26 protein-coding genes and 2 tRNA genes are annotated in these 22,954 nt (G+C 70.8%); 11 read left to right on the top strand and 17 right to left on the bottom strand.

Going from position 1 to position 22,954, the window contains the following annotated elements; genetic code table 11:
- Window positions 1–192: 192 nt before the first annotated feature.
- The 6 genes from L6E10_RS30860 to L6E10_RS30885 form a co-directional block, all read right to left on the bottom strand.
- Entirely contained in the window at window positions 193–1,107 is a 915-nt protein-coding gene (locus L6E10_RS30860) for a hypothetical protein (RefSeq protein ID WP_236223665.1), read from the bottom strand.
- A 322-nt stretch (window positions 1,108–1,429) separates the two neighbouring features.
- Complete coding sequence (locus tag L6E10_RS30865; RefSeq protein ID WP_236223666.1) at window positions 1,430–1,636, bottom strand: ferredoxin; 207 nt, start codon at window positions 1,634–1,636, stop codon at window positions 1,430–1,432.
- 1 nt (window position 1,637) lies between these two features.
- A complete protein-coding gene (locus L6E10_RS40965; protein WP_236223667.1) occupies window positions 1,638–2,831 on the bottom strand; it encodes a cytochrome P450 in 1,194 nt (397 codons plus the stop codon).
- Window positions 2,832–2,908: 77 nt separating this feature from the next.
- Window positions 2,909–3,463 carry a TetR/AcrR family transcriptional regulator gene (locus tag L6E10_RS30875; RefSeq protein WP_236223760.1) on the bottom strand — a complete coding sequence of 185 codons (555 nt, stop codon included), beginning with the start codon at window positions 3,461–3,463 and terminating at the stop codon, window positions 2,909–2,911.
- A 24-nt stretch (window positions 3,464–3,487) separates the two neighbouring features.
- The gene (locus L6E10_RS30880; protein WP_236223668.1) at window positions 3,488–5,380 is read right to left on the bottom strand and encodes a glycosyltransferase; all 1,893 of its coding nucleotides are present in this window, start codon (window positions 5,378–5,380) and stop codon (window positions 3,488–3,490) included.
- 82 nt (window positions 5,381–5,462) lie between these two features.
- Window positions 5,463–5,882 carry a DUF6542 domain-containing protein gene (locus L6E10_RS30885; RefSeq protein WP_236223669.1) on the bottom strand — a complete coding sequence of 140 codons (420 nt, stop codon included), beginning with the start codon at window positions 5,880–5,882 and terminating at the stop codon, window positions 5,463–5,465.
- A 34-nt stretch (window positions 5,883–5,916) separates the two neighbouring features.
- Between L6E10_RS30885 and L6E10_RS30890 the strand changes: the two genes are divergently transcribed.
- Window positions 5,917–6,984, top strand: coding sequence for an LCP family protein (locus L6E10_RS30890; protein ID WP_236223670.1), 1,068 nt, complete (start codon window positions 5,917–5,919; stop codon window positions 6,982–6,984).
- 4 nt (window positions 6,985–6,988) lie between these two features.
- On the opposite strand, the gene L6E10_RS30895 is transcribed toward L6E10_RS30890, so the two are convergent.
- The gene (locus tag L6E10_RS30895; RefSeq protein WP_236223671.1) at window positions 6,989–7,552 is read right to left on the bottom strand and encodes a dihydrofolate reductase family protein; all 564 of its coding nucleotides are present in this window, start codon (window positions 7,550–7,552) and stop codon (window positions 6,989–6,991) included.
- Between the two features lie 73 nt (window positions 7,553–7,625).
- Complete coding sequence (locus L6E10_RS30900; protein ID WP_236223672.1) at window positions 7,626–9,857, bottom strand: LuxR C-terminal-related transcriptional regulator; 2,232 nt, start codon at window positions 9,855–9,857, stop codon at window positions 7,626–7,628.
- A 183-nt stretch (window positions 9,858–10,040) separates the two neighbouring features.
- On the opposite strand from L6E10_RS30900, the gene L6E10_RS30905 reads away from it, so the two are divergent.
- A complete protein-coding gene (locus L6E10_RS30905) occupies window positions 10,041–10,817 on the top strand; it encodes a hypothetical protein (protein WP_236223673.1) in 777 nt (258 codons plus the stop codon).
- Window positions 10,818–10,862: 45 nt separating this feature from the next.
- On the opposite strand, the gene L6E10_RS30910 is transcribed toward L6E10_RS30905, so the two are convergent.
- Window positions 10,863–11,222 (bottom strand): hypothetical protein, encoded by a 360-nt coding sequence (locus L6E10_RS30910; RefSeq protein ID WP_236223674.1) that lies wholly within the window; start codon window positions 11,220–11,222, stop codon window positions 10,863–10,865.
- A gap of 156 nt (window positions 11,223–11,378) precedes the next feature.
- On the opposite strand from L6E10_RS30910, the gene L6E10_RS30915 reads away from it, so the two are divergent.
- The 5 genes from L6E10_RS30915 (at window position 11,379) to L6E10_RS30930 (ending at window position 14,810) form a co-directional block, all read left to right on the top strand.
- On the top strand, window positions 11,379–12,251 hold the full coding sequence (locus tag L6E10_RS30915; RefSeq protein WP_236223675.1) for a hypothetical protein: 873 nt from the start codon (window positions 11,379–11,381) through the stop codon (window positions 12,249–12,251).
- Window positions 12,252–12,315: 64 nt separating this feature from the next.
- Window positions 12,316–12,678: a hypothetical protein gene (locus L6E10_RS30920; protein ID WP_236223676.1), complete on the top strand. Its 363-nt coding sequence runs from the start codon at window positions 12,316–12,318 to the stop codon at window positions 12,676–12,678.
- Window positions 12,675–12,806: a hypothetical protein gene (locus L6E10_RS40465; RefSeq protein ID WP_275677198.1), complete on the top strand. Its 132-nt coding sequence runs from the start codon at window positions 12,675–12,677 to the stop codon at window positions 12,804–12,806. The genes L6E10_RS30920 and L6E10_RS40465 overlap by 4 nt, the downstream gene beginning before the upstream one ends.
- A 4-nt stretch (window positions 12,807–12,810) precedes the next feature.
- Window positions 12,811–13,482: a response regulator transcription factor gene (locus L6E10_RS30925; protein WP_236223677.1), complete on the top strand. Its 672-nt coding sequence runs from the start codon at window positions 12,811–12,813 to the stop codon at window positions 13,480–13,482.
- The gene (locus L6E10_RS30930) at window positions 13,479–14,810 is read left to right on the top strand and encodes a sensor histidine kinase KdpD (protein WP_236223678.1); all 1,332 of its coding nucleotides are present in this window, start codon (window positions 13,479–13,481) and stop codon (window positions 14,808–14,810) included. The genes L6E10_RS30925 and L6E10_RS30930 overlap by 4 nt, the downstream gene beginning before the upstream one ends.
- On the opposite strand, the gene L6E10_RS30935 is transcribed toward L6E10_RS30930, so the two are convergent.
- Together L6E10_RS30935 and L6E10_RS30940 are read right to left on the bottom strand one after the other, a co-directional pair.
- Window positions 14,788–15,648, bottom strand: a complete 861-nt coding sequence (locus tag L6E10_RS30935) for an exodeoxyribonuclease III (RefSeq protein WP_236223679.1) — start codon at window positions 15,646–15,648, stop codon at window positions 14,788–14,790. The two genes, L6E10_RS30930 and L6E10_RS30935, sit on opposite strands and share 23 nt — an antisense overlap.
- Window positions 15,649–15,778: 130 nt before the next feature.
- The gene (locus tag L6E10_RS30940; protein WP_236223680.1) at window positions 15,779–16,474 is read right to left on the bottom strand and encodes an SDR family NAD(P)-dependent oxidoreductase; all 696 of its coding nucleotides are present in this window, start codon (window positions 16,472–16,474) and stop codon (window positions 15,779–15,781) included.
- Between the two features lie 109 nt (window positions 16,475–16,583).
- Between L6E10_RS30940 and L6E10_RS30945 the strand changes: the two genes are divergently transcribed.
- The gene (locus L6E10_RS30945) at window positions 16,584–17,180 is read left to right on the top strand and encodes a TetR/AcrR family transcriptional regulator (protein WP_236223681.1); all 597 of its coding nucleotides are present in this window, start codon (window positions 16,584–16,586) and stop codon (window positions 17,178–17,180) included.
- 63 nt (window positions 17,181–17,243) lie between these two features.
- Complete coding sequence (locus tag L6E10_RS30950) at window positions 17,244–17,603, top strand: hypothetical protein (RefSeq protein WP_236223682.1); 360 nt, start codon at window positions 17,244–17,246, stop codon at window positions 17,601–17,603.
- 91 nt (window positions 17,604–17,694) lie between these two features.
- Here L6E10_RS30950 and L6E10_RS30955 read toward each other — a convergent pair.
- Window positions 17,695–17,772, bottom strand: a tRNA-Ile gene (locus tag L6E10_RS30955).
- Between the two features lie 103 nt (window positions 17,773–17,875).
- Here L6E10_RS30955 and L6E10_RS30960 point away from each other — a divergent pair.
- Complete coding sequence (locus tag L6E10_RS30960; protein ID WP_236223683.1) at window positions 17,876–18,337, top strand: GNAT family N-acetyltransferase; 462 nt, start codon at window positions 17,876–17,878, stop codon at window positions 18,335–18,337.
- Here the strand turns inward: L6E10_RS30960 and L6E10_RS30965 are convergent.
- Together L6E10_RS30965 and L6E10_RS30970 are read right to left on the bottom strand one after the other, a co-directional pair.
- Complete coding sequence (locus L6E10_RS30965) at window positions 18,292–19,149, bottom strand: oxygenase MpaB family protein (RefSeq protein ID WP_236223684.1); 858 nt, start codon at window positions 19,147–19,149, stop codon at window positions 18,292–18,294. The two genes, L6E10_RS30960 and L6E10_RS30965, sit on opposite strands and share 46 nt — an antisense overlap.
- A gap of 136 nt (window positions 19,150–19,285) precedes the next feature.
- Window positions 19,286–19,358 (bottom strand) — tRNA-Asn (locus tag L6E10_RS30970).
- A 143-nt stretch (window positions 19,359–19,501) separates the two neighbouring features.
- On the opposite strand from L6E10_RS30970, the gene L6E10_RS30975 reads away from it, so the two are divergent.
- Window positions 19,502–19,783, top strand: a complete 282-nt coding sequence (locus tag L6E10_RS30975; RefSeq protein WP_236223685.1) for a hypothetical protein — start codon at window positions 19,502–19,504, stop codon at window positions 19,781–19,783.
- A gap of 6 nt (window positions 19,784–19,789) precedes the next feature.
- On the opposite strand, the gene L6E10_RS30980 is transcribed toward L6E10_RS30975, so the two are convergent.
- Genes L6E10_RS30980 through dnaG form a run of 3 tightly spaced genes read right to left on the bottom strand, consistent with a single transcriptional unit; the run spans window position 19,790 to window position 22,944 of the window.
- Window positions 19,790–20,530 carry a trans-aconitate 2-methyltransferase gene (locus tag L6E10_RS30980; RefSeq protein ID WP_236223686.1) on the bottom strand — a complete coding sequence of 247 codons (741 nt, stop codon included), beginning with the start codon at window positions 20,528–20,530 and terminating at the stop codon, window positions 19,790–19,792.
- A 24-nt stretch (window positions 20,531–20,554) separates the two neighbouring features.
- The gene (locus tag L6E10_RS30985) at window positions 20,555–21,055 is read right to left on the bottom strand and encodes a hypothetical protein (protein WP_236223687.1); all 501 of its coding nucleotides are present in this window, start codon (window positions 21,053–21,055) and stop codon (window positions 20,555–20,557) included.
- On the bottom strand, window positions 21,055–22,944 hold the full coding sequence (gene dnaG, locus L6E10_RS30990) for a DNA primase (RefSeq protein WP_236223688.1): 1,890 nt from the start codon (window positions 22,942–22,944) through the stop codon (window positions 21,055–21,057). Before dnaG ends, L6E10_RS30985 begins: the two co-directional genes overlap by 1 nt.
- Between the last annotated feature and the right edge of the window lie 10 nt (window positions 22,945–22,954).

Genomic DNA, 22,954 nt, shown 5'->3' on the forward strand with positions numbered 1-22,954 from the left:
GCATCGGCGTTGTTCATGGGGGACAACGCCCGGGAAACCGGGCAGCACCGGTGCCGCGGCCGGCGCGGACCGGAGCGGCGCTTTGGCCCCCCAGCGGGGCGCCGCTCCTCCCCGGCGGTGTCGCCGGGGCTCGAAGCCCAACCTCTCCTCGGGCCCCGGTGACGCCTCCACGACGAACAGCGCGGGCACGCCCTACGCGGCGCCCTGCGAGCTCGTCATGAACTTCCCCAGGCTCGACGCCAGCCGGTCCGCGGCCTCGTTGCCCCGCATCCGCGCCGCCTCCTGCTTCAACGGCCGCATGCGGTCGCGGGTGCGCGCCGAGCGGATCGGGCCGGACACCGCGATCGCCTGCTCCCCGACCTCCAGCGCCTGCTCGGGTTCGTTGCGCACCAGGTAGTTCATCGCCAGCGCGGCGAGCCGGAACGACTGGCTGCGCGCGGCGTCCTCGCCCCCGGAGGAGATCGCCCTGGTGAGCAACGGGATCGCCGATCGCGCGTACCTCACGTCGCAGGTCCGCGCGAGCTCCGTGTGCACCATGCCGCCGATCGACACCAGGTCGGCCAGGTCGAAGAACCGCGCCCACGGCGGTGCGTCCTCCGTGCGGGCACGGGCGAACTCGTCCTCGGCGCAGGCGAACTGGCGCAGCGCCTGCCTTTCGGCGCCCAGCTTCGCGAGCGCCCACGCCTCGTTCGCGTGCAGGATGGACATGGCCAGGGTGGAGCCGCTGGCCCGCGCGACGGGCAGTCCTCGGCGGAACGAGGCCAAAGCGTCCTCCGCCAGCTCGTAGTGCAGGTGCACGCGGCCCATCCGGTAGTGGATGTTCGCCTCCAGCGCGCAGTTTCCCGATGCGCGCGCGAGGCCCATCGCACGGCCGAAGTGCAGGTGCGCCGACTCGAGCAGTCCCATGTCGAACGACGCCCAGCCGGCGAGGTTGTGCAGGTCCGCGATCGCGACCTGCAGCCGGTGCAGCACCCTGCTCGCGGAGCCGGCGTCGAGCAGCGGGCTCGCCCAGTTCAACAACGCGACGCAGGCGTCCCGGCAGGCACCTCCGCCGTATTCGTGGTCCAGCGCTCTGAGCGCACTCGTCAACGTTTCGACATGCCGCACGTCGGTTCTGTCCACGCGAGCCGGAAACGCATCGCCGTTGAACATGGTTGGCCCTCCTGACGTGCGTCGGACACCCTGAGCGGAGTCACCCGTTGCACACCGCCGGTACTCACGGCGCCGCCGACACCATCCCGTTGTCAGGCCTGGCCGGGAAGGGTCTTCCGACTCCCGCCGGACACGTCGGCGCGACCGCCACGACGCCGTGGTGGTCGCGCCTACGATTTCGGACGGTCGTGGTGATCGGAAAGGGCCATAGCGGTGTCAGCCGAGGAAAGCTGAATCCATTTCCCGTGACGGCACCTCACCGGAACGGCCGATCAGCTCACTCTTGCAGGGTCACCACCTGGGCGGGGCACCTGTCCACCGCGTCACGAACCCCCGGCAGCAGCTCCGCGGGAGGCTCCGAGATCAGCACGAGGCCGAGCCCGTCGTCGTCCGACTGGTCGAACACGTCGGGCGCGGCGAGCACGCACTGGCCCGATCCGATGCACCTGGCCTGGTCTATCCGGACGGTCGCGTTCTGCCGCACGTCACCACACCACCGGGATCTCGGCGGCGCCGTAGGTGATCATGTCGTTGCGGTAGCGCATCTCGGTCACGGGGACCGCCGGGCGCAGGTTCGGGAACCGCTCGAACAACGTCCGCAGCCCGATCTGCAGCTCCGCGCGGGCCAGGTTGGCGCCGAGGCACTGGTGCGGGCCGAACCCGAAACCCAGGTGCGACACGGCATCCCGTTCCAGGTCGAGCTCCTCGGCACGCGGGCACAGCGCCTCGTCGAGGTTCGCCATGAGCGACACGCTCACCCAGTCGCCCGCCTTGATGAGCACGCCGTCGACCTCGACGTCCTCCGTCGCCCTGCGGGTGAGACCCGGCCCGCCGAGCTGGCCGACGGTGTAGCGCATCAGCTCCTCGACGATCACGTCCGCGCGGCTCGGATCGCGCCGCAGGACCTCCAGCTGGTCGGGCTTCTCGAACAGGTGCAGCGTGAACAGGCCGAGGAAGTTCGACGTGGTCTCGTGGCCGGCGGCGAGCAGCCCGATGCACAGGAAGATCAGCTCTTCCATGCTGAAGTCCGTGTCGTTGGCCATCAGGCCGATCATGTCGTCGGTGGTGCCCGCGGCCTTCTTCTCCGCGACGATCGGCGTGAGCACCTCCGCGAGCTTGGTGGCGTGCGCGAGGTACTCGTCCTTCGAGCCGTTCTTGCCGAACAGGTCGCCGGCCGTGGCCTGGAACAGCTCCTGGTGCTCCGGTGGCACGCCCAGCAGTTCCGCGATCACGAGCGACGGCAGCGGCAGGCACAGCGAGCTGACCAGGTCGGCGGGAGCGCCCTTGGCCTCCATCGCGTCGAGGTGCTCGTCGACGATCTGCTGGATGCGGGGACGCAGCTCGTTCATGCGCTTGACCATGAAGCCGCGCGAGAGAGGACGGCGCAACCGCATGTGCTCGGCGCCGTCGATGCCGTTGATGTTGCCGGGCTGGTCGGGGTCGAGCACCGCCTCGCCCTCGTCGGTGCGCATCTCCGGCTGGCCGCCCTTGCGCGTGCTGAACCGCGGGTCGGAGAGCACCTGCCGGACCCCGGCGTAGCTCGACACCACCCACGCCTCGACACCGTTGGGCCAGACCATCTTCACCGGCCCATCGCTGACGGCCTCGGCGAAGCCGATCGGCGGGTGGAGCGGGTGGTCGCGTTCGTGGTGGACCGGGCAGACAGCAGCTTCAGTCACGGGAGTCCCCTCAATAGAACAGAACTGTTCTCTTGAAACCATCACCGAACGTAGCGCAGCTACTACGATCTGACGAGTTATTTGGTTCTAAAGGTCCCGATCAACGGTCTCAACAGGCCGTCCACGATGCCGCCGACCACGTCCTGCTCCTCCGAGCGGAGCACGAACGTCGAGATCAGCGCGGTGATGAGGATCCCGGCGTCGAGGTCGGTCGGCAGCTCACCGCGCGCCTTCGCCCGGTCCACCGCGACCTGCAGGTGCAGCGTGTAGGCGCGGTCGATGTGCTCCTCGCGCAGGTACGCGAGATCGGCGTCCTGACGGCTGCCCTCGAGCAGTCCCAGGAAGATCCCCGCGGTGTCGAACGGCATCGGCTCGCCCCACGCGACGAGGATCCGGCGGACGTCCTCGGCGAACGTGCCCTCGTCCGGCTGCGGCAGCTCGGGCAGGTTCGCCTTCAGCGCGTCGGTGATCAGCCGCGCCTTGGACGGCCAGCGCTGGTAGAGGCTCGCCTTGGACGCGCGGGCCCTGCTCGCGACGAGGTCCATGTTGAACCGGGCGTAGCCGACCTCGGCCAGGACGTGGAGCACGGCGGCGAAGACCTCCTGCTGACGCTCCGGCGCGTCCAGCGGCATGCGACCCAACGCCTCCTCCTCGGCTCAGGTGACGTGCACCGTACCGCCGGGGGCGTCGGCGAGCCGACCCGTGCGCCGCACCGACATCCACCGCAGCTGGGTGCCGTGCAGCGCCGTGACCAACGACTGGATCACGACCGCGTACATCAGCTGCCGGTAGACGAACTGCTGCAGGGGATACGCCCACAACGGCCGGAGGGACTCGCCGTCGAGCCTCAGCGCGTAGCCCGCGCTCGCGGTCTGGATCAGCAGGAACACCGTCCACACGATCAGCGCGAGAGGCGCGTCCGCGACGAGGAACCCGTACAGCACAAAGAGGTCCATCACCGGTGCGAGCAGTGGCAGCAGCAGGTGGAACGCCAGCAGGTAGAGAAGCCCGAACCGCCCCATCGGCCCCTTCTCGACCAGAGCCCCGCGATGTTTCCACATCGACTGAAAAGTGCCGTACGACCAGCGGTAGCGCTGGCGGAACAGGCCGCGGACGGTTTCCGGCGCCTCGGTCCACGCCCTGGCCTGCGGGCGGTAGGCGACCCGCCAGCCCGCGCGGGTGACCGCCATCGTGAGGTCGGTGTCCTCGGCCAGCGTGTGGTCGCTGACGCCGCCGACGTCGGTGAGCGCGGCCCTGCGGAACGCCCCGACCGCGCCCGGCACCGTCGGGATGCACCGCAGCGCGTGCAGGATCTGGCGGTCCAGGTTGGACCCCGCGCAGTACTCCAGGTGCTGCCAGCGACCGAGCAGGCCACGCCGGTTGCCGACCTTGGCGTTGCCGGAGACCGCGCCGACACCGCTGTCCGCGAACGGCTGCACGAGCTGGCCGATCGTGCCCGGTTCGAAGATCGTGTCGCCGTCCACGAGCACCAGCAGGTCGTGCTTCGCCTCGCGCACCCCCGCGTTGAGCGCCGCGGGCTTGCCCCGGTTGCTCTGCCGGACGACCGTGACGCCGGGCAGGTCCAGCTCCCGCGCGCGGTCCGCGGTGCCGTCGGTCGAACCGTCGTCGACCACGACCACCTCGACGTCGGCGAGGTGGTCGTTCGCGGCGATGGACCGCACGGTGGCGGCGATGTTCAACGCCTCGTTGTACGCGGGGACCACCACCGAGACCGGCGGCGCGAACCACGGCGGCGGTTCCAGCTCGCTCTCGCGCCGCAGCCTGCGGTCGGTGTGCGCGAGGCCGAGTTGCAGGAGCGTGCGCAGGATGCCGAGCAGGGCGGCGATCGCGATGGCCGTGCCGAACACGAGGAGCACGACGCCGCCGTTGCGCTGCGACCACGTGGTGACGGCGCCGGTGAACCGTTCGCGGGCGCCGGCGGGAACCGGCTGGTCGTCGGTGACCGTGACGAACCGGTACCCCGGCGTCCTCGTGAGCCCGCGGGCGATGTCCGCGCCGATGCTGCCGTCGTCGTGCAGGCGGACGACGCCTCCCCTGTCCCGCAACGACATCCGCACCAGCGTGCCCATGTCCTGGAAGTCGCGGTCACCGCTGTCGACCTCGGCGGGAGCGCCGACGAGCGGCACGTGGACGCCCAGCGCGTCGGCGAGCGCGGCCTGCGCGAACGCGAGGTTCAGCGGACCGGTGTGGTCGCCCTCGGCGCGGAAGCCGTCGATGCCGATCTGGTGCCCCTCCGCGGCGATGCGGCGGGTCAGCTCCGGGTTGCGGGTGACCTGCGCGCCGACGACGAAGAAGGTCGCCCTGATGTCCGCCTCGCGCAACACGTCCAGCACGCGCGATGTCCACTTCGGATCGGGTCCGCCGTGGAACGCCAGCGCGACGGTGCCTTCCGGGAGATCACGGCGTTCGCCGGCGTGCCGCACCGGCTCGGGCCTGACCGCGGTGTGGGCGTGGAAGGTCATCACGCCCATCAGCACGAGCAGGCCGAGCAGGATGGAGAGCCAGTGCAGCCGCGGCGGCCGCCTCACCACGCTCCCAGCAGGGTGCCGCCGACGACCGCGGCGAACACGATGAGTCCACTCGCGACGGTCAGGCTGATCAGCCGCGCCGCTACCCGTCTACCGCCGGTGCCGTCGACGAAGACCTGCATTTCCCTCTTCCCCCCAGAACGATGCGGACGGCCGCGACCACGAGGGCCGCGCCGGCCGATGCGGCGAGCCACGGGAACCCGGCGACGAGCCACGGGACCGCGTCCGCGACGAACTCCCTGCCGCTGCCCCACGACGACTGCCTGAGCGACTGACGCCGCCAGGCCGCGTTGCCGACCGCGACGACCACGAAGACGACCGGTGGCGCCGGTGCCACCGTCCACAAACCCACCCGGCGGACGAGCGCCGAGGACACGACCGCGCCCGCGACCAGCCAGACGCCGAACGCCCAGCCGAGCTCGTCACCGTCGGCCCAGATCCCCGTCTGCGCGAACACCGCCAGCACCGCGAGCGCCGCGAGACTGGGCAGCTCAACCCCCATGATCACCTAGAATAGTCGAGGGGGTGTCTTGTTCGTGCAACCACGTGGCGGCTATCACCGCACCACGGTCCTGGTCCTGCTGCGCACGGCCTGGTCGGTCGTGTGCGCGGTCGTGCTCGTGGTCTCGGGAGTCGCGTGGTCGACGGTGTCCACGATCTCGACCGGGGTCGAGCGGTCGTACGCGATCCCGGACGACGCACCCCGCTCGGAGTCCGGCCGCAACATCCTGATCATGGGTCTCACGACCCGCCTCGACCTGCACGGCGAACCGCTGCCCGACGACGTGCTGCGCCGCATGCAGGCGGGCGAGAGCGACCGCGGCGGCTACAACGCGAACACGCTGATCCTGTTGCGCATCCCCGATTCCGGGCCCGCCGTCGCGATGTCGGTGCCGCGCGACAACCTCGTGCCGCTGTCGTCGGGAGGCGAGGGCAAGATCAAGGAGGCCTACGGCCGGGCCAAGATCGTCGAGGAGGACCGGCTGCGCGCCGCCGGGACGCACGACAGGCGGGCGCTGGAACGAGCGGGCCGTGAAGCCGGGCGCCGCGCGCAGGTGCGGACGGTGTCGGCGTTCCTCGACCAGCCCGTCGACCACCTCGTCGAGATCTCGCTGATCGGGTTCTTCCACATCGCCGAAGGGCTCGGCGGCGTGGACGTGTGCCTGCGCGGGCCGGCGAAGGACCCGTTGTCCGGCGCGGACTTCCCCGCCGGCCCGCAGCACCTCGACGCGGGCCAGGCGCTGTCGTTCGTGCGGCAGCGGCACGGCCTGCCGAACGGCGACCTCGACCGCACCCGGCGGCAGCAGGCGTTCCTGTCCGCCGTGGCGAAGCGGCTCGAGGGCGCGGACGTGACGGCGGTGCAGGCGATGGTGGACATGGCGAAGCAGGACGTCGTGCTGGACGCCCGGTTCGACCTCGTGGAGTTCGCGCGCGACATCCCGGCGGAGGTGCGGTTCGACACGCTGCCGATCGAGGGCGGCGCGCACCTCGGCGGGCTCGACGTGAACAAGGTCGACCAGGAGAAGGTGCGGGCGAAGGTGACGGAGCTGGCGAGCGCTCCGCCTCCCCCGCCGCCGAACGACGGCGTCCCCTGCGTCGACTAGGCGCTCAACGCCTCTCGTACCTGGTCAGGACCACCCCGCCGGGGAACGTCCGCGTCTGCGCCAGGTCCAGCTCCACCCGGCCGTCCAGCGCGGGGAAGAACGGCTTGCCACCGCCGAGCAGGACCGGGTGCGTGACGACCTCGTACTCGTCGACCAGCCCGGCCCTCATGGCCGCCGCGGCCAGCGCCGCGCCACCGACCCTCATCGGGCCGCCGTCCCCGGCCTTGAGGCGGGTGATCTCGGCGATCGCGTCACCGGTCACCACGCGGGTGTTCCACCCGGCCTCACCGGTCGTCGTGGACGAGAACAGCACCTTCGGCGTGTCCCGCCAGTTCCGCGCGAACGCGGCCTGCGCCGGTGTGGCGTCCGGCCGCTGGTCGCCCGTCGGCCAGTGGGAGCTCATCATCTCCCACAGCCCGCGTCCGTACAGGAACACCTCGATCGCCTGCTCCCGCTCGAGCCACCACTCGAACAGCTCGTCGCTCGACACGCCCCAGCCGACGTCGCCGCTCGCGTCGGCGATGTGGCCGTCGAGGCTCAGGTTCATGCCGTAGACCAGTTTCCGCATGGTGCGATCCTCCCGTCAGCCGTCCTGGAAGTGGGACAGGCGCGACGCGGGGAACTCATCGGTGCGGACGGTCTCAGTTGCGGCGTTCGGTCACCCAGGTCGCGATCTGGGCGCGGGAGGTGAACCCGAGCTTCTGCAGGATCCGCTCGACGTGCCCCTCCGCGGTCCTGCGGGCGATCACGAGCCTGGCCGCGATCTCCTTGTTCGACATGCCCCCGGCGATCAGGTCGGCCACCTGCTGCTCGCGGCGCGTCAACGGCGTGGGGGTGGCGGCCGGGACGGGGTCCTCCGCCTGTTCCTCGCCGATGGCGAACGCGATGGCGTCCTCCAGTTCGAGGTCCATGCCCTTGCGGAAGACCGCGCGGAACTCCTGCTCCCCCAGCGCGGACACCGACATCGACTCGCACTCGCCGTGCGGGGCGCCGAAGTAGCGCGAACCGAACATCGGGTAGCCGACCGACTGCCAGATCTCGTTGGTGGCGCCCAGCAGCGTCGTCGCGCGCACCGCGTCGCCCTGCGACGCCGAGATCCAGGCCAGCACCTCGATCGCGAGCACGATGCCCAGCAGGTCGTGGAACGAGCGCTTGATCCGCAGGCACTCCCTGCCGAGCCGGTCGGCGCGCGCGAGGTCGCCGCTCACCCGCGCGCACAGCGCCAGCACCCAGATCGCGTAGGCCTGCGCCCACAGCTCGCCGTGTTCCTCGCCGACGGCCCTGGCCTCGGTGCAGAGCCGTTCCGCCGCGTCGAAGTCGTGCCGGAACGTGGCCGAGATCGCCAGTTCGACGCCGGCGAGCATGGTGTGGCTGTTGACCGTGCCCTGACCGCGGTACAGGCGCCTGGCCTCCTCGAACAGGCTCTCCGCGAGGTCGAGGTCGTCGCCGACGAGGTGCGTGCAGGCGAGGCGGTGCGTCGAGTAGGCGAGCGCGGACGCGTCCCCGGTCTCGAGGGCGTACTCCCGGCACTCGTCGAGCATCCTCGTCGAGGCGGGGATGTCGCCCTGCAGCGTCGCGACGTACCCGTTGACCCACAGCGCCTTCGCCCGCGACGGGCCCGGTTTCGCGCTCGCCACGGCGCGGTCGAGCCAGTAGCGGCCCTCGCCGAGCATGCCGCAGCCCGCCCAGTAGAACCACAGCGTGCCGGCCAGGTGCACGCACTGGTCGCCGTCCTGCTCGAAGCAGAAGTCGAGGGCGCAGCGCAGGTTCGCGTGCTCCAGCCGGGTGAGCGTGAAGATCTGCGGCTGGGCCGGGCCGAACCACTCCTGCTCGCGCCGCTCGGCCCACTCGATGAAGTGGTCGCGGTGCCGTTCCCGCACGACCTGCTCCCGGCCGGCGGCGCGCAGTTTCTCGAGACCGTACTGGCGCAACGGTTCCAGCAGCCGGAAGCGGGTGCCGGACGGGTGCTGCTCGGAGACGACGACCGACTTGTCGACCAGGCCCATCAACGACTGCAGGACGTCCTCGGGCGCCACGCTGTCGCCCGAGCAGACCCGTTCGGCGGCCTGGAGGTCGAACGTGCCGGCGAACACCGACGCCCGCGCCCACAGGACCTGCTCGGCCCGCGTGCAGAGGTGGAAGCTCCAGTCCACGGCGGCGTGCAGCGTGTGGTGGCGCGGGTCGCCGCCGCGCTTGCCGTCCGCGAGCACCCGGAACGTGTCGTCCAACCTGGACAGCAGGTGGTCGAGGGACAGCACGCGCAGCCGGACGGCGGCCAGCTCGACCGCCAGCGGGATTCCACCCAGGAGAGCGCAGATCTGCGCCACCCTGGCGCGGTTGCGCGAGTCGAGCGCGAAACCGGGTTCGACGGCGGCGGCCCGGTCGGCGAACAGCGCCAGCGCCGGTTCCCGCGGCAGCGGCGCGACCTGCCAGAGGTGTTCGCCGTCGACGCCGAGGCGTTCGCGGCTGGTGACGAGCACGCGCAGGCCGGGAACACCGCGCAGCAACGCGCTCACCAGGTCGGCGGTGGCCTCGACGACGTGCTCGCAGTTGTCCAGGACCATCAGCACCTGGCGGTCGCGCAGGTGTTCCACCAGGACGGTGCGGTGCCGGCGGACGGTGTCGTCGTGGACGCCCAGCTGCTCGAGCACCGAGTGCACGACCAGGTCCGGCTCGGTGACGCCGCCCAGGTCGACGAACCACACCCCGTCGCGGAACGCCCGGCTGGTCTCGCCGCCGACGCGCAGCGCGAGCCTCGTCTTGCCCACGCCGCCGACGCCCGTGAGCGTGACGAGGCGGGACTCGGACAGCAGCCTCCTGACCTCGGCCACGTCCTGCCTGCGGCCGACGAAAGTAGTTGTGTCGGCAGGCAAATTGCCTTTGCGACCTGCGGAAAGCGAACTGCCCACAGCGGCACCCTAGGTCGGCTGGATCTCCCGCTGCAACGCGGTCCCCCGGAGGCACCAACGGTGGAACACGGGTAGTTACCCCCTAGGACGCACGCGGTGATCTTGTCAGTCTTGAAGGCTTGGGACACGCCGGGGAGGGAGCCGATCATGGCCGCTGACGGTCTCGTGGTGGACGTCCGGGAGCAGAGCGGTGTCCTCGTCGTCCGCTTCAGCGGGCGGCTCGACTGGATCACGTACATGCGGGCGCAGGACGTGCTGCTCGACCACGCCACCAAGGAGCTCGTCGGCGTCGTCGTGGAGCTGGACGAGCTGGTCGCCGAGTCCCCAGCGCTGCTCGTGCTGTTCGACGTCGTGTGGCTGTCCGCGGCGCGCTGGCCGGGGATCTCGCTGAGCCTCGTGGTGAGCGGCCACGAGCTGCGGTCGACGCTCGAGTCCCGCGGGCTCCCGCGGCACATCCCGCTGCACTCGTCGACCGCGGCCGCGGTGGCCGCGGTCGTGCGGCTCAAGCACGAGGACAGGGTGGACGCGGCGCTGCCGACGTGCCGCTGCCTGCCGCACGTGGCCGAGCGGATCACCGAACGCGCCTGCGAGCGGTGGGGCGTCCAGTCGCTGCTCGACGTCGCCCCGCAGATCGCCGTCGAGCTCGTGTCGCACGTCGAGGACGACAGTCCGCTGGCGCTACTGCTGCGCATGCGTGGTGACAAGCTGTCAGTCGCCGTGCGCACGACCGCGCGGTTCGACCTCAGGCAGTGGCACATCATGCGGCGCAACATCGCGTCCATCGCCGTCTGCAACTTCACCATGGGCGAGACGCCTGCCGGGGGTGGCCGGCACATCGTCTGGGCGATGCTCGACGTGCCGGAGGACAGCAGGCGGCCCCCGAGCTACCTCCCGGAGATCGCCGCCTTCACCCACCAGGGTTAACGCTTCCGGGTCATTCCGGCGAAGCCGTTCTACCGGCGTGCGTCCCTACCGGGCGTGCATCGCCGCGATGCTGGTGCGGCAGGCCTGGACGACCTGGCGGTTCGCCGCCGTGTCGGGGGTGCCGTAGCCGCACCTCGGGCAGAACAGGACCGCGTTCGTCCCGTAGACGTGCACGTCGAGCGCACGGCGGCACGGACGGCACCAGCGCTGCCCGGTGAAGGGCATGACGTGGTCGGGGAGGGCGACGCACTGGTGCAGCCAGCAGCGGTGCCGCCCGCACGTCACCCGGGCGTGGGGGTCGAGGCCGAGCTCCTGCGCCAGGTCTTCCGCGCTCAGCACCGCTGTGAGAGTCACGTCGCCGGTCTCGGAGGAGGTCACCGGTCGCAGGTGCCCGCGTCGCCTCATGACGAGAACAATGCCCCTGCCGGGGAGCGCGGTTGTACCCGGATTTATACCTGTTCAACCTCACCCCCGCCGGATTCCACTTCGCACAGCACACCCTTTCCAGCGGCACGCGGGCGTCCTACTCTCGGATTCAACGGCGGCGCAGAGGTGTACTACATGGCGAATCCTGCGTACTTCCCTCCCCCGCACTCCAGCCGGATCGGCGCGAGTGACGTCGAGCAGCTGGAGTCGCAAACGCGCTCACTGCGTTCCGTGGACTACCGGTACGGAGGAGGGGCGTGCCGGGACGCCGTTGTCGTCCGGATCTACTGGGCCCAGCAGCTGCTCACGGCCGAGGCGTCGGACGCGGTGCGGGCACGCCTGCTGTCCGCCGTCGCGGACCTGCACAACCTCGCCGGGTGGACGTCGTTCGACAGCGGCCAGGTCGGGGCGGCCTACCACCATTTCGACCGCGCGCTGGATCACGCGCGCCATGACGAAGAGCTGACGACCAACATCGTTTATCGGCGTGGGCGCGTGCACCTGCACCACGGCGCACCGGGTGATGCGCTGGCGTATTTCCAGAGGGGCGCTTTCGCACCGTTGGCGGCGAGCATCATGTATGTGAACGAGGCGTGGGCGTACGCGCGCCAGGGCCGTTCCGCGGAGGCTTTGCGGGCGTTGGGCAAGGCGCAGGACTCGTTCGCGGCCGCCGACTCGGCGCACGCGCCGGACTGGGCGCGGTTCCACGACGAGACCGACCTGACCGCGATGATCGGCGTGGTCCACGCCGAGCTCGGCGACACCCGGCTCGCGATCCCGGCGCTGTCCGAGGCGGTCGAGCGGTTCGGGCCGGCGATGGCGCGCAGCCGGACGTTCTGCCTGATCGCGCTGGCCTGCTGCCACTTCCTCGACGGCGACCTCGACGAGGGCCGCGCCGTGGCGATGCGGGCGATGAGCGCGGCGCGGGAGCTGCGGTCGGAGCGGGTGTGGGACCGGATGCGCCCGCTGGAGCAGGCCGCGGCGGTGCGCGGGGTGGCGCTGCGCTGATCTTTGCAGAACCCGAACATCCGGCGCACCCGGCTCTGATCGTGAGCGGCCATCGTTGTGCGCCATGAACATTTCGCGAATCGTCGGGCTCGTGCCGGTACTGCTGCTGCTGGGCGCGGGAACCGCGTCGGCGCAGGAACCGATCACGATCAGCCCGGAGAAGGTGCAGAAGATCTGTTCGGAGCGGGTACCGCGGGTCGAGTCCCGCCTGAAGGCGCTGACGGACAGGATCAACGGCGGCCCGGAGACGCTCGGCTCGAAGAAGTGGATCGAGCAGAAGGCCGCCGACGCCCGCAAGGCCGGCAACACCGCCCGCGCGGACGTGCTGGACGCCCGGCTCGAGCTGCGCGACGCGCAGCTCGTGAAGCTGGGCAAGGCCGCCGAGCGGATCACCGGGTTCAAGTCCGAGCACTGCGGGGCGAAGTGAGGTGGGTCGCCGCACTGGCGCTGCTGGTCTCGCTGACGGCGTGCCGGGCCGAGGAGCCGCCGCCGGACCTCGATGATGTGGAATCAACGCTGAACAGCATCGAGTCGGACATCAACCAGCCGGGGTGAACGCGTGGATCGTGGCCTGGTGCTCGTCGTGGAGGACGAACCGGCGATCGCGGAGCTGGTCGCGCTGTACCTGCGGCGCGACGGGTTCGGCGTGCACCTGGAGTCCTCGGGGGACGCGGCACTGGCCGCGGTCCGGTCGCTGTCGCCGGTGGCGGTGGTGCTGGACGTCGGCCTGCCCGTGCTGAACGGCATCGAGGTCTGCCGGGCGATGCGCGCGGCCGGTGACTGGACGCCGGTGCTGTTCGTGACGGCGCGCGACGACGAGGTCGACCGCCTGCTCGGCCTGGAGCTGGGCGCGGACGACTACATCACCAAGCCGTTCAGCCCGCGCGAGCTGGCCCTGCGCGTCCGGACGGTCCTCCGCCGCGCTTCCGGACCCGTCTCCGACGTTCTGCAGGTGGGTGCGGTACGGCTCGATGTCGGGGAACGGCGTGCGTTCGCCGGTGGTGACGAGGTGTCGTTGACCTCCACGGAGTTCGGGCTGCTCGCGCACCTGATGAAGAACCCGCGTCAGGTGTTCTCGCGCGAGCAGCTCCTCAGCGCCGTGTGGGGTTATTCGTCCGTGGCCGGCACACGAACCGTGGACGTGCACATCGCCCAATTACGCGCCAAGTTCGGTGCTTCCAGTCCGATCCGGACGGTGCGCGGCGTCGGTTACTCGGCGGACGCGTCATGACCCTGGCGACCCGGATCGCGTTGGTGTGCCTGGGAGTCGTGGTCGTGGCCGTCGTCGTCGCGGGCTTCGTCTCAGCGCGTCTCGTCCTGTCGACGTCGCAGCAGGTGAGCCGCGAGATCCTGCGCTCGCAGGCCGACGTGGTGGCGGGCCGGATCTCGGACGACCGCGTCGAGCGGGTCCTGGAGGACCAAGGCATCGCGATCGTCCGGATCTCCGCCACCGGCGAGGTGACGGGACCCGACCGCGCCGCCGTCCGCGCGGCCCGGGACGTCGGCGTGCGCGAGGTGCTGTCGGGCTCTCCGGTGTCGGGGGTGAGCGGCCGCCTGAACGTGGAGGCCCGTCCGTCGGCGGCGGGCGGCTTCGCCCTGGTCCAGGAGACCGAGACCGGCGGCACCTACCGCAAACTGGTGCGCAACATCGTGTTCGCCCTGGGCGTCGGCCTGCTGGTGGCGGCCCTGGCGGGCCTCGCCCTGGGCGCGTACCTGGCCCGGCCGCTGCGCCGGGTGGCCGGCGTGGCCCACTCGATGAGCGCGGGCCGGCGCGACCTGCGCGCCCCGGTGGCGGGCGCCGCCGAGGTGGCCGAGGTCGCCGCGTCCGTGAACTCGCTCGCGGAGGCGTTGCAGCGCAGCGAGTCCCGCCAGCGCGACTTCCTGCTCTCCGTCTCCCACGAACTCCGCACGCCGCTGACCGCCGTGACGGGCTTCGCCGAGTCCCTGGCCGACGGCGTGGTCTCCGGTGACCGGGTGGCCCCCGTCGGCACCGTGATCCTCGACGAGGCCCGCCGCCTCGACCGCCTGGTGACCGACCTGCTCGACCTGGCCCGCCTGGGCGCCGACGACTTCCGCCTGGACCTGGCCGCCGTGGACCTGGAGCCGGTCGTCCGCTCGGCCGCCGAGGTGTGGCACGCCCGCTGCCACGCCCGCGGGGTGGAGTTCTCCCTGCAGGTCACGGCCTCGCCGGTGGTGCGGGCGGACGCGCGCCGCCTCCGCCAGGTCATCGACGGCCTGATGGAGAACGCCGTCCGCGTCACCCCCGCCGGCCGCCCGGTGGTGCTGGCGCTGTCGTCGGTGCTCCAGGTGCGCGACGGCGGGCCGGGACTGGCCGCCGAGGACTACCCCGTGGCGTTCGACCGCGGGGTGCTGCACGCGCGGTACCGGGGGTCGCGGCCGGTCGGGACCGGCGTGGGGCTCGCACTCGTGCACGGGCTGGTGACGCGGATGGGCGGGACGATCGTGGCCGGACCGGCCGCGGAGGGCGGGGCGGCCTTCACCGTGGCGCTGCCGCCGGCAGGACCTCGGCGGCCGGTCACTTCGACTGCGGGAGCTTGACCTTCTTCTTCGCTCCCGGCGCCGACGGCGGTGGCACCACCGGCCCGATGTCCCCGTCCGGGGCCTCGTCCAGATCGACGATCACCGGTGCGTGGTCGCTCGGCCCGGTGCCCTTGCGCGCGTGCCGGTCGACCCACGCGGCCTTGGCCCGCGGCGCCACCGAGTCGGACGCGAGGATCAGGTCGATCCGCATGCCGAGGTCGCGGTGGAACATCCCGGCCCGGTAGTCCCAGTAGCTGAACACCCGCTCGGTGGGCCAGCGGTCGCGCACGACGTCGTGGAACCCCAACGCCTTGATGGCCTCCAAGGCGGCGCGTTCGGGTTCGGTGACGTGGGTCGAACTCGCGAAGGCGTCGGGGTCGAACACGTCGGCGTCGGCGGGGGCGATGTTGATGTCGCCGCACACCAGCGCGTCGGCGGGGCCCGCCGCCAGCACGTCGCGCAGGGCGGCGAGCCATTCGAGCTTGTACTTGTAGTGGTCCGATTCGGGCTCACGGCCGTTCGGCACGTACAGCGAGTGCACGCGCACGCCACCACACGTCGCCGCCACGGCACGGGCCTCGATGTGCGGGAAGCCCGGTGCGCCGGCCACGCCCACGGCCACGTCGTCCAGGCCGACGCGCGAGAGCAGCGCGACGCCGTTCCACTGCGTTTCGCCGAACAGCGCGAACTCGTAGCCGCGTTCCTTCAAGGAGTCGCCGAGCAGCGCCGTGAAGGCGTCGTCGGCCAGCTTCGTCTCCTGCAGGCACACGACGTCGGGCTGCCGCTGGTCGAGCCACGGCAGCAGGCGGGGCACGCGTTGCTTGACGGAGTTCACGTTCCAGGTCGCCACTCGCACGCTCCAACCGTAGCCATCCGCGCTCAAGCCCGCATGGAACGAGGCGACCTCAGGCCGCGTGCCGCCGCCCACGCGATCACCGGCGCGCCTGGCTACCCGAAGGCTTCGGACAAGACTTCCGGCCAGGTGCTCAGAAGACCGAGAACACCTCCTCCGCGCGGTCCCGCCGCACGAACATCCGCCACGCGACGTCCGCGATGGCGTCGGGATCCAGCGTGCGCACCTCGCCGAACTTCTCCGGCGCCGCCGTCACCGCCCGGTGGATGTCGCCCCGTTCGACGAGCCCGCCGATCGTGAGCGTGCCGGCGTACACGCCCTTGCCGGCGAGCGCCGCGTTGAGCGTCAGCGCGTAGTTCCTCAGCGCCGCACCGGAAAGCGCGAGCGCCCCGAGCATCGGCATCGGCCGCACGGCGCTCAGCCCACCGGCGAACAACAGCCCGCCACCGCGCTCGGCCACGCCCGGCAGCACGTGCTGGACGACGTCGATCGCCGGGTAGAGCCAGCCCATCGCCCTGCGGGCGTCTTCCGACGTCGTCACCGCGATGTCCTCCGGCGCCTCCCCCAGGTCGGTCGCACCGGGCCCGTAGTACACGACGTCCACCGGTCCGATCGAGTCCAAAGTGGACCTCAACTGACCGGGCTCGCGCACGTCAGCCGCGAATGCCCGCGCCTTCACCCCTTGCGCCGCCAACCCCGCCAGATACCCCTCATGCCGTTGCGCACTGCGGGAAACAAGCACGACGTCGTAGCCCTCGCGCCCGAACCGGTGCGCGACCGACAGACCGAGCCCGGGACCAACCCCGAGCACAACCGCGGTGGGAGACATGGATTCCGTCCTTCCGCCCCTAATTCGAGGGCACCCTCGACTTATGCGGCCGACGCTACCACAAAACTTGAGGGCACCCTCGACTTAACCGCTGAGTAGGATCCGGCGCATGGTCACCGCGTCGAGGCCCCTGCGTGCGGACGCGGCACGCAACAGGGACAAACTGCTGGCAGCGGCCGCGGAACTCTTCGCGGACCGCGGCCTCGACGTGCCGCTGGAACACATCGCCCGCAAGGCCGGCGTCAGCATCGGCACGCTCTACAAGCACTTCCCGACCCGCGACGACTTCGTGTCGTCGATCTTCCCGGAACGCCTCGCCGCCTTGGAGGAGATCGGCGCCAAGGCCTTGGCCGACCCCGACCCGTGGCGCGCGTTCACGACGTACCTGGACGACCTCTACGCACTGCAGGCACAGGACCGCGGCCTGAACGACGTGCTGGCCCGCGACCTGCCGAACGCCCCCGAGGTCGTCTCCGCCTGCCACCGGGGCGCGGGCCATGCCCAGGCACTGATCACGCGCGCGGCCGACGCGGGCGCGCTGCGCGCCGACTACTCGATCGCCGACCTGGCCACGCTGACCAGGGCGATGGCCCAGGTGATCAGGGACGTGCCCGGCGAGTGGCGCCGCTTCCTGTCGATCTACGTCGAAGGCCTGCGCGGTGGGCCGGCTTCTGAGCCGTTACAGGGCCCGAGCGCGTATCCGTAACAGACTCCAGATGTGCTGCGACAGGCCCGTCGTCACGCTCAACCGTCGCGGGAGACCCTCACCATGTCGCAGCCCCAGCAGCCCAACGCCGACTCCACACCTGAACGCCACGCGCCCTCGCGCAAGCACCCGCAGGACCCCGAAGGCCCGTTCAAGCCCTACGTGCAGCAGGAAGCCGAGCACGGGCCGATGTGGAACAACGGCCTGCCGGAGGCGTCACTACGGCGGATCCGCGCGTCCGCGACAGTGGAAGAAGCCGGCGTTCAGGCGACGACCGAAGCCGTGATCCTGCTGCACTCCATCCGCCGCACGCTGATCTGGACGTTGATCATCGTGCCGCTGACCGTTCTCGGGCTTCTGATCACGATCGTTGCCGTGGGCGGCGAGCCCACAGCCTGCACCTCGGTCTACTCCTGCCGTTGAACCCCGACTCGGCGCATGCCGTGGAAAACGTCGGCTTTGATCTTGCCAGGCCCGTTCTGAGGCCAAGTGCAGATGCTTCTACCTGGCCTTGTGGTGGGGCAGGTCGGATTCGAACCGACAACCTGACAGATTATGAGTCTGCTGCTCTGACCGGTTGAGCTACTGCCCCCTGCAGCGACAAGCTCCCCCGCTAACGCTGCGTGGTGGAGGATACCGATCACGCCGGACGGGCCTTGCGCGCCCCCGTGGCGAGCGACACATAGGCTGCACGCGTGCGTTTGACCCTCCGCGACTTCACCCCGGCGGACGAGCCCGAGGTGTTGCGGCTGTTCGCCGGCTGCGACGACTGGTTCCAGGCCGCGACGGGTCATCCGTCCGGGCCCGGTGACGTGCAGAGCCTGTTCTACGCGTTGCCGGAGGGGGCGGCGTTCGAGCAGAAGCACCTGCTGGTCGCGCAGGCCGAGGGCTTGATCGGGTTCGTCGACCTCGTGCTGGGCCACCCGGAGCCGGGGGACGCGAGCATCGGGTTCTTCCTGGTGCCCAAGGACCTGCGGCGGTGGGGCATCGGGCGGGAGATGGCTCGGGCGCTGGCCGAGCGGTTCCCGGACGTCACGCGCGTGCACGTGCGGATGGACGACTTCGAGCCCGGCACCGGCTTCCTCAGGGCGCTGGGTTTCACGCCCCGAGGTCAGGAGGCGGTGCTGGAGCTCGCACCGAGGTCGGACGGCCGGTAGCCGCGCGGGTAGCCGGGGTAGGTGCGGTTGCGGGTGGAGGTCAGCTTCAGCTCGCGGCGCACCGGCATCCGGCGGACCACGGCGGCGCGCAGGCGCAGCGCCAGTCGTCCCGCGGCGCCGACCCACGCCGGGGGCGCCGTGAAGCCGAACGCGCGCACCATCTGCTCGTCCAGCATCGCGACCACGGCGCGTGACACCGCCGGGCGCGCGGCGGACGGGTACCACGAGCAGAACAGGTCGAGCGTGTACTGGCCGATGCGGCGGTTCGACGGCGCGAACACGAAGTGCTCCTGCTCGTAGGCCTTCTTGAACGCCAGGAACTCGTCGTAGCCGGCCGGAATCTCGCGGATCCCCATGCGGGCACCGACCGCGCGGTAGAAGTGGAACGCGGCCAGCCGCTCGTTGTGCGTCAACGGTCGCCAGCCGTAGCGCTGCAGCCAGTCGATGGGGTCGTAGATGAACGTCGACAGCACGTAGAGCATGTCGGCGTTCGAGATGTCGTAACGGCCGTGCTGCCGGTTGACCACGCGCAGCGCCTCACGTCCGCGCGACGAGTCGTAGCCGTGCTCCACGAGCTCGGCCATCAGGACAGCGGTGTCGTCGTAGCGCTTCTGCGGCCGCCGTTCGAACTCGCCGGTGCGTTCCAGCAGCCCCGAGATCGTCGGGACGCAGTACGTGCGGAACAGCGCCATCTCCAGCGCCTTCTGGTAGTCCCACGGGAACTCGAGGCCGGCGGAGATCCGCATGATCTCCTGGTGGTCGGTCACGGGGTCCAGGGCGGAGATCCGGCGGAGGTTCGCGAAGCGGGCCATGCCCCCAACGTCACGCACGGGAGCCGAAACCGATAGACCCCACTTGGATGAGCGGGGCCTGCGAACTCGCGAAAGACGGCCGTGAACGACGTGAGGCCCCGTCCTCGATCGGACGGGGCCTCACCTCATTGCTACGCTCCCCCAACTGGACTCGAACCAGTAACCCTGCGATTAACAGTCGCATGCTCTGCCAATTGAGCTATGGGGGAATGTTCTGTTGTTCCGCACTGCCAGGCTTGGTTCCTCCTGACAGTGGGTAACTCTACATGAGCCGCGAAAGGGGTTTTGCAAGCACCCCCCACTTTGCGGCGAAATAGGGCCTGACCAGGCACGATGCGAGAGGAGACGCCACATGAAGGGCATCTTGGTCGGTGCGGCCATCGGCTACGTGCTCGGCGCGAAGGCCGGACGGGAGCGCTACGACCAGATCGTGCGCCTTTGGCACCGCTTCGTCGAGAACCCGACGGTGCGCAAGACGGCGAGCCAGGCGAAGGACAAGGCGTTCGAAGCCGCAGTTCAGGCCAAGGACCTCGCCGCCGACGCCGCCGAGAAGGCCGCGGAGAAGGCTCCGTGGAAGCACCAGGCGGAGTCCAACGGCAAGGCCTTCACGCCTCCGGCGACGCCGCGGGCGTGACGATCTTCACACTCGCGCCACCGCGAAGATCCGCCTGAAAGGGAACCAAGTGGTGCCGTCGGCGCGCGCGGGGTACGCCTCGCGCAGCCGCGGCGCCAGTTCCGCCACGTAGGCCTCCCAGTCCGCTGAGGACAGTGCCGCCCGGACGGGTCGCAGCGCCGTTCCGGCCACCCATTCGAGCACCGGGTCGGGACCGGAGAGCCGCTGCACGTACGTCGTCTCCCAGACGTCCACAGTGGAGCAGTCGGCCAGCAGTCCGGCGTACTCCACCGGGCTCAGCACCGGCTTCTCGCCACGGAAGACGTGTGCCAGAGCCTCACCCGCCACCTCGCGGATCAGCCTGTGCGACGGGCTCGTGAAGTTGCCCGGCACCTGGAACGCGAGCCACGCGCCCGAAGGCAGCGAGGAAGCCCACCCGGACACGATCGAGGGATGTTCGGGAACCCACTGCAGCACCGCGTTGGACACCAGGACATCGGTGTCGGGCGCCGGACGCCAGGTCCTCACGTCGTCCACGCGCGCGTCGACGCCGGCGGCACGGGCCGCCTCGACCATCTCCGGCGACGAGTCGAACGCCTCGACCACGGCCGCGGGCCAGCGCGAGGACAGCGAGACCGTCAGGTTGCCCGGTCCGCAGCCCACGTCCACCACACGCCGAGGCTCCGAGGCCTGGACGCGCGCCATGAGCTCGTAGAACGGCCGCGCCCGGTGATCGGCGAAGGCCAGGTACTGCGCCGGATCCCACATACGACTTACAGTACAGGCGTACTGCTAGCCCGCAAGCTTCGCGGCGAACGCCGAGACGGCCTCGCGCACGTCGGCGAGGGCGACACCCGCGTCGCCACGCGCCTGCCACACCACGCCGTCCTGGCCGGGGATCTTGCGCTGCAGGATCCACACGCCCGGCGACTCGACGCGTTCGCGGTGCCGGATCGACCCCTCGACGCGCTGGCTGATCGCCCGCAGCACGCGACCGGGGTCGTCCAGGTCGAACCGTTGTGCGGGAAGGTCCTCCAGCAGCACGACAGGCCCTTCGACGGAGGCCTCGGTGGCCTCCACGACCCGCAGCGCGCCCTCCCACTTCACCTTGCTGACGAGGTGCCAGCCGATCCGGCGCGGCTCCTCGCCCGGCAGCCACAGGCCGAGCGACGTCACGACGAGGTGGCCGCCGCCCTGCACGGGCGCGGAGGCGATGACGGTCTCGTCCTTCTCCAGCGCGCCGGTGAACCCGTCCGGCGCGCCGTTGCCGAACAACCGCTTGAACAAGCCCACTACAGCACTCCAGCGCTCTGCTGCAGGAGCGCCTTGCGGTACTCCTCCAGCGCCACCAGGTCGCCCCACAGCGCCCGGTACTCGTCGGCGTCCTTGATCGGCGACAGCCGCCGCAGCCGCGACTTCACGTCCTCGACCTGCTTGCCGACCTGCACCTCCTGCAGGCGCGCGATCACCATCGACACGTAGCGGAACTCGTCGTTCTGCTTGACGGTCAACGGTTCGACGGCGAGCTCGGTCAGCACCGACCGCACCGACGCGTGCCGGCACGCCTGCGAGATCGCGTCGAGGTACGCCGTGCCCGCGAGGCCGCTGGACGCGCCACCGGCGTCGCGGATCGCGCGGTGCAGCGCCACGTACGCGGGATCGGTGAAGGCCTCGTCCGGCAGCGAGTCGTACAGCGGCCCCGCGTACTCCGGCAGCCGCAGCGCGATCTTGAGGACCTCGCGCTCGGGCACCAGCCGGGGGTCGCGCGGGTTCGGCCGGGGCGGGCCGTCGACCTCGACGCCGAGCGCCATCTGGTTCGGGTCGGCGCGCTGGGCGGGCGCGACCGGGGCCTTGCCGCCGGCGGTCTGGCGCACCCGGCGCACGACCATCGCCTCGTCGTCCCAGCCGACCCACCACGCGAGCCGCGTCGCGTAGCCGTCGCGCTTGGCGCGGTCCTTGATCTGCGCGACGAACGGCACCATCTTCTTGAGCGCCTCGACGCGCCCGTCCACGGAGTCGAGGTCGTACGCCTTGAGCTGCGCCTTGATGGCGAACTCGATCAACGGCGTGCGCCGCGCCACCAGGTCGCGCACCGCCACGTCGCCCTTGGCCTGCCGCAGCTCGCACGGGTCCATGCCGTCGGGCGCCACCGCGATGTAGGTCTGCGCGTTGAACTGCTGCTCGCCCTCGAACGCCTTCAGCGCGGCCTTCTGCCCCGCCTCGTCGCCGTCGAAGGTGAAGATGACCTCGCCGTTGACGTCGTCGTCGATCAGCAGCCTGCGCAGCACGTTCATGTGGTCCGTGCCGAACGCCGTGCCGCAGGACGCGACCGCCGTCGGCACGCCCGCCAGGTGCATCGCCATCACGTCGGTGTAGCCCTCGACGATGACCGCCTGCTTGCGCTTGGCGATCTCGCGCTTGGCCTGGTCGAGCCCGAACAGCACCTGCGACTTCTTGTAGATCATCGACTCGCTGGTGTTCAGGTACTTGGCCTGGATCGGGTCGTCGTCGAAGATCCGGCGCGCGCCGAACCCGACCACTTCGCCGCCGATGTCCTTGATCGGCCACAGCAGCCGCCGGTGGAACCGGTCGATCGGGCCCTGGCGGCCCTCCTTGGTGAGCTGCGCCTTGATCAGCTCCTGCACCTCGAAACCGCGCCCGAGCAGGTGTTTGGTGAGCTTGTCCCAGCCGCCCGGCGCGAAGCCGCACCCGAACTGGCGTGCCGCGGCCTCGTCGAACCCGCGCTCGGCCAGGAACTCCCGCGCGGCCTGCGCGTCCGGCGTCGCGAGCTGCTCCGCGTAGTACTCCGCGGCGGCCTTGTGCGCCTCGATGAGCCTGCTGCGCGTGCCCCGGTCGCGCTGGACCGTCGCGCCGCCGCCCTCGTAGACGAGCTGGATGCCCGCGCGGTCCGCGAGCCGCTCGACGGCCTCGACGAACGACAGGTGCTCGACCTTCATCACGAAGGCGATCACGTCGCCGCCCTCGCCGCAGCCGAAGCAGTGGAACGTGCCGTGCGACGGGCGCACGTTGAACGACGGCGTCTTCTCGTCGTGGAAGGGGCACAACCCCTTGAGCGCTCCTCCGCCGGCCCGCTTCAGCGAAACCTGGTCACCGACGACCTCGTCGATCCGGCTGCGCTCACGCACCAATGCGATGTCGCTCTCCCTGATGCGTCCTGCCACGCGTCCGAGT

The organism is Lentzea sp. CC55 (assembly GCF_021056325.1).
GTDB lineage: Bacteria > Actinomycetota > Actinomycetes > Mycobacteriales > Pseudonocardiaceae > Lentzea > Lentzea jiangxiensis.

Excerpts from the sequence above, each read along its gene's own strand:
- L6E10_RS30980 (WP_236223686.1), bottom strand. The coding sequence starts at position 20,530 with ATGTGGGATCCGGCGCAGTACCTGGCCTTCGCCGATCACCGGGCGCGG.
- L6E10_RS30915 (WP_236223675.1), top strand. The coding sequence starts at position 11,379 with ATGGCGAATCCTGCGTACTTCCCTCCCCCGCACTCCAGCCGGATCGGC.
- L6E10_RS30875 (WP_236223760.1), bottom strand. The coding sequence starts at position 3,463 with ATGCCGCTGGACGCGCCGGAGCGTCAGCAGGAGGTCTTCGCCGCCGTG.
- L6E10_RS30950 (WP_236223682.1), top strand. The coding sequence starts at position 17,244 with ATGTCGCAGCCCCAGCAGCCCAACGCCGACTCCACACCTGAACGCCAC.
- L6E10_RS30910 (WP_236223674.1), bottom strand. The coding sequence starts at position 11,222 with ATGAGGCGACGCGGGCACCTGCGACCGGTGACCTCCTCCGAGACCGGC.
- L6E10_RS30940 (WP_236223680.1), bottom strand. The coding sequence starts at position 16,474 with ATGTCTCCCACCGCGGTTGTGCTCGGGGTTGGTCCCGGGCTCGGTCTG.
- L6E10_RS30975 (WP_236223685.1), top strand. The coding sequence starts at position 19,502 with ATGAAGGGCATCTTGGTCGGTGCGGCCATCGGCTACGTGCTCGGCGCG.
- L6E10_RS30885 (WP_236223669.1), bottom strand. The coding sequence starts at position 5,882 with ATGGGGGTTGAGCTGCCCAGTCTCGCGGCGCTCGCGGTGCTGGCGGTG.
- L6E10_RS30905 (WP_236223673.1), top strand. The coding sequence starts at position 10,041 with ATGGCCGCTGACGGTCTCGTGGTGGACGTCCGGGAGCAGAGCGGTGTC.
- L6E10_RS30895 (WP_236223671.1), bottom strand. The coding sequence starts at position 7,552 with ATGCGGAAACTGGTCTACGGCATGAACCTGAGCCTCGACGGCCACATC.
- L6E10_RS30930 (WP_236223678.1), top strand. The coding sequence starts at position 13,479 with ATGACCCTGGCGACCCGGATCGCGTTGGTGTGCCTGGGAGTCGTGGTC.
- L6E10_RS30945 (WP_236223681.1), top strand. The coding sequence starts at position 16,584 with ATGGTCACCGCGTCGAGGCCCCTGCGTGCGGACGCGGCACGCAACAGG.
- L6E10_RS30920 (WP_236223676.1), top strand. The coding sequence starts at position 12,316 with ATGAACATTTCGCGAATCGTCGGGCTCGTGCCGGTACTGCTGCTGCTG.
- L6E10_RS30965 (WP_236223684.1), bottom strand. The coding sequence starts at position 19,149 with ATGGCCCGCTTCGCGAACCTCCGCCGGATCTCCGCCCTGGACCCCGTG.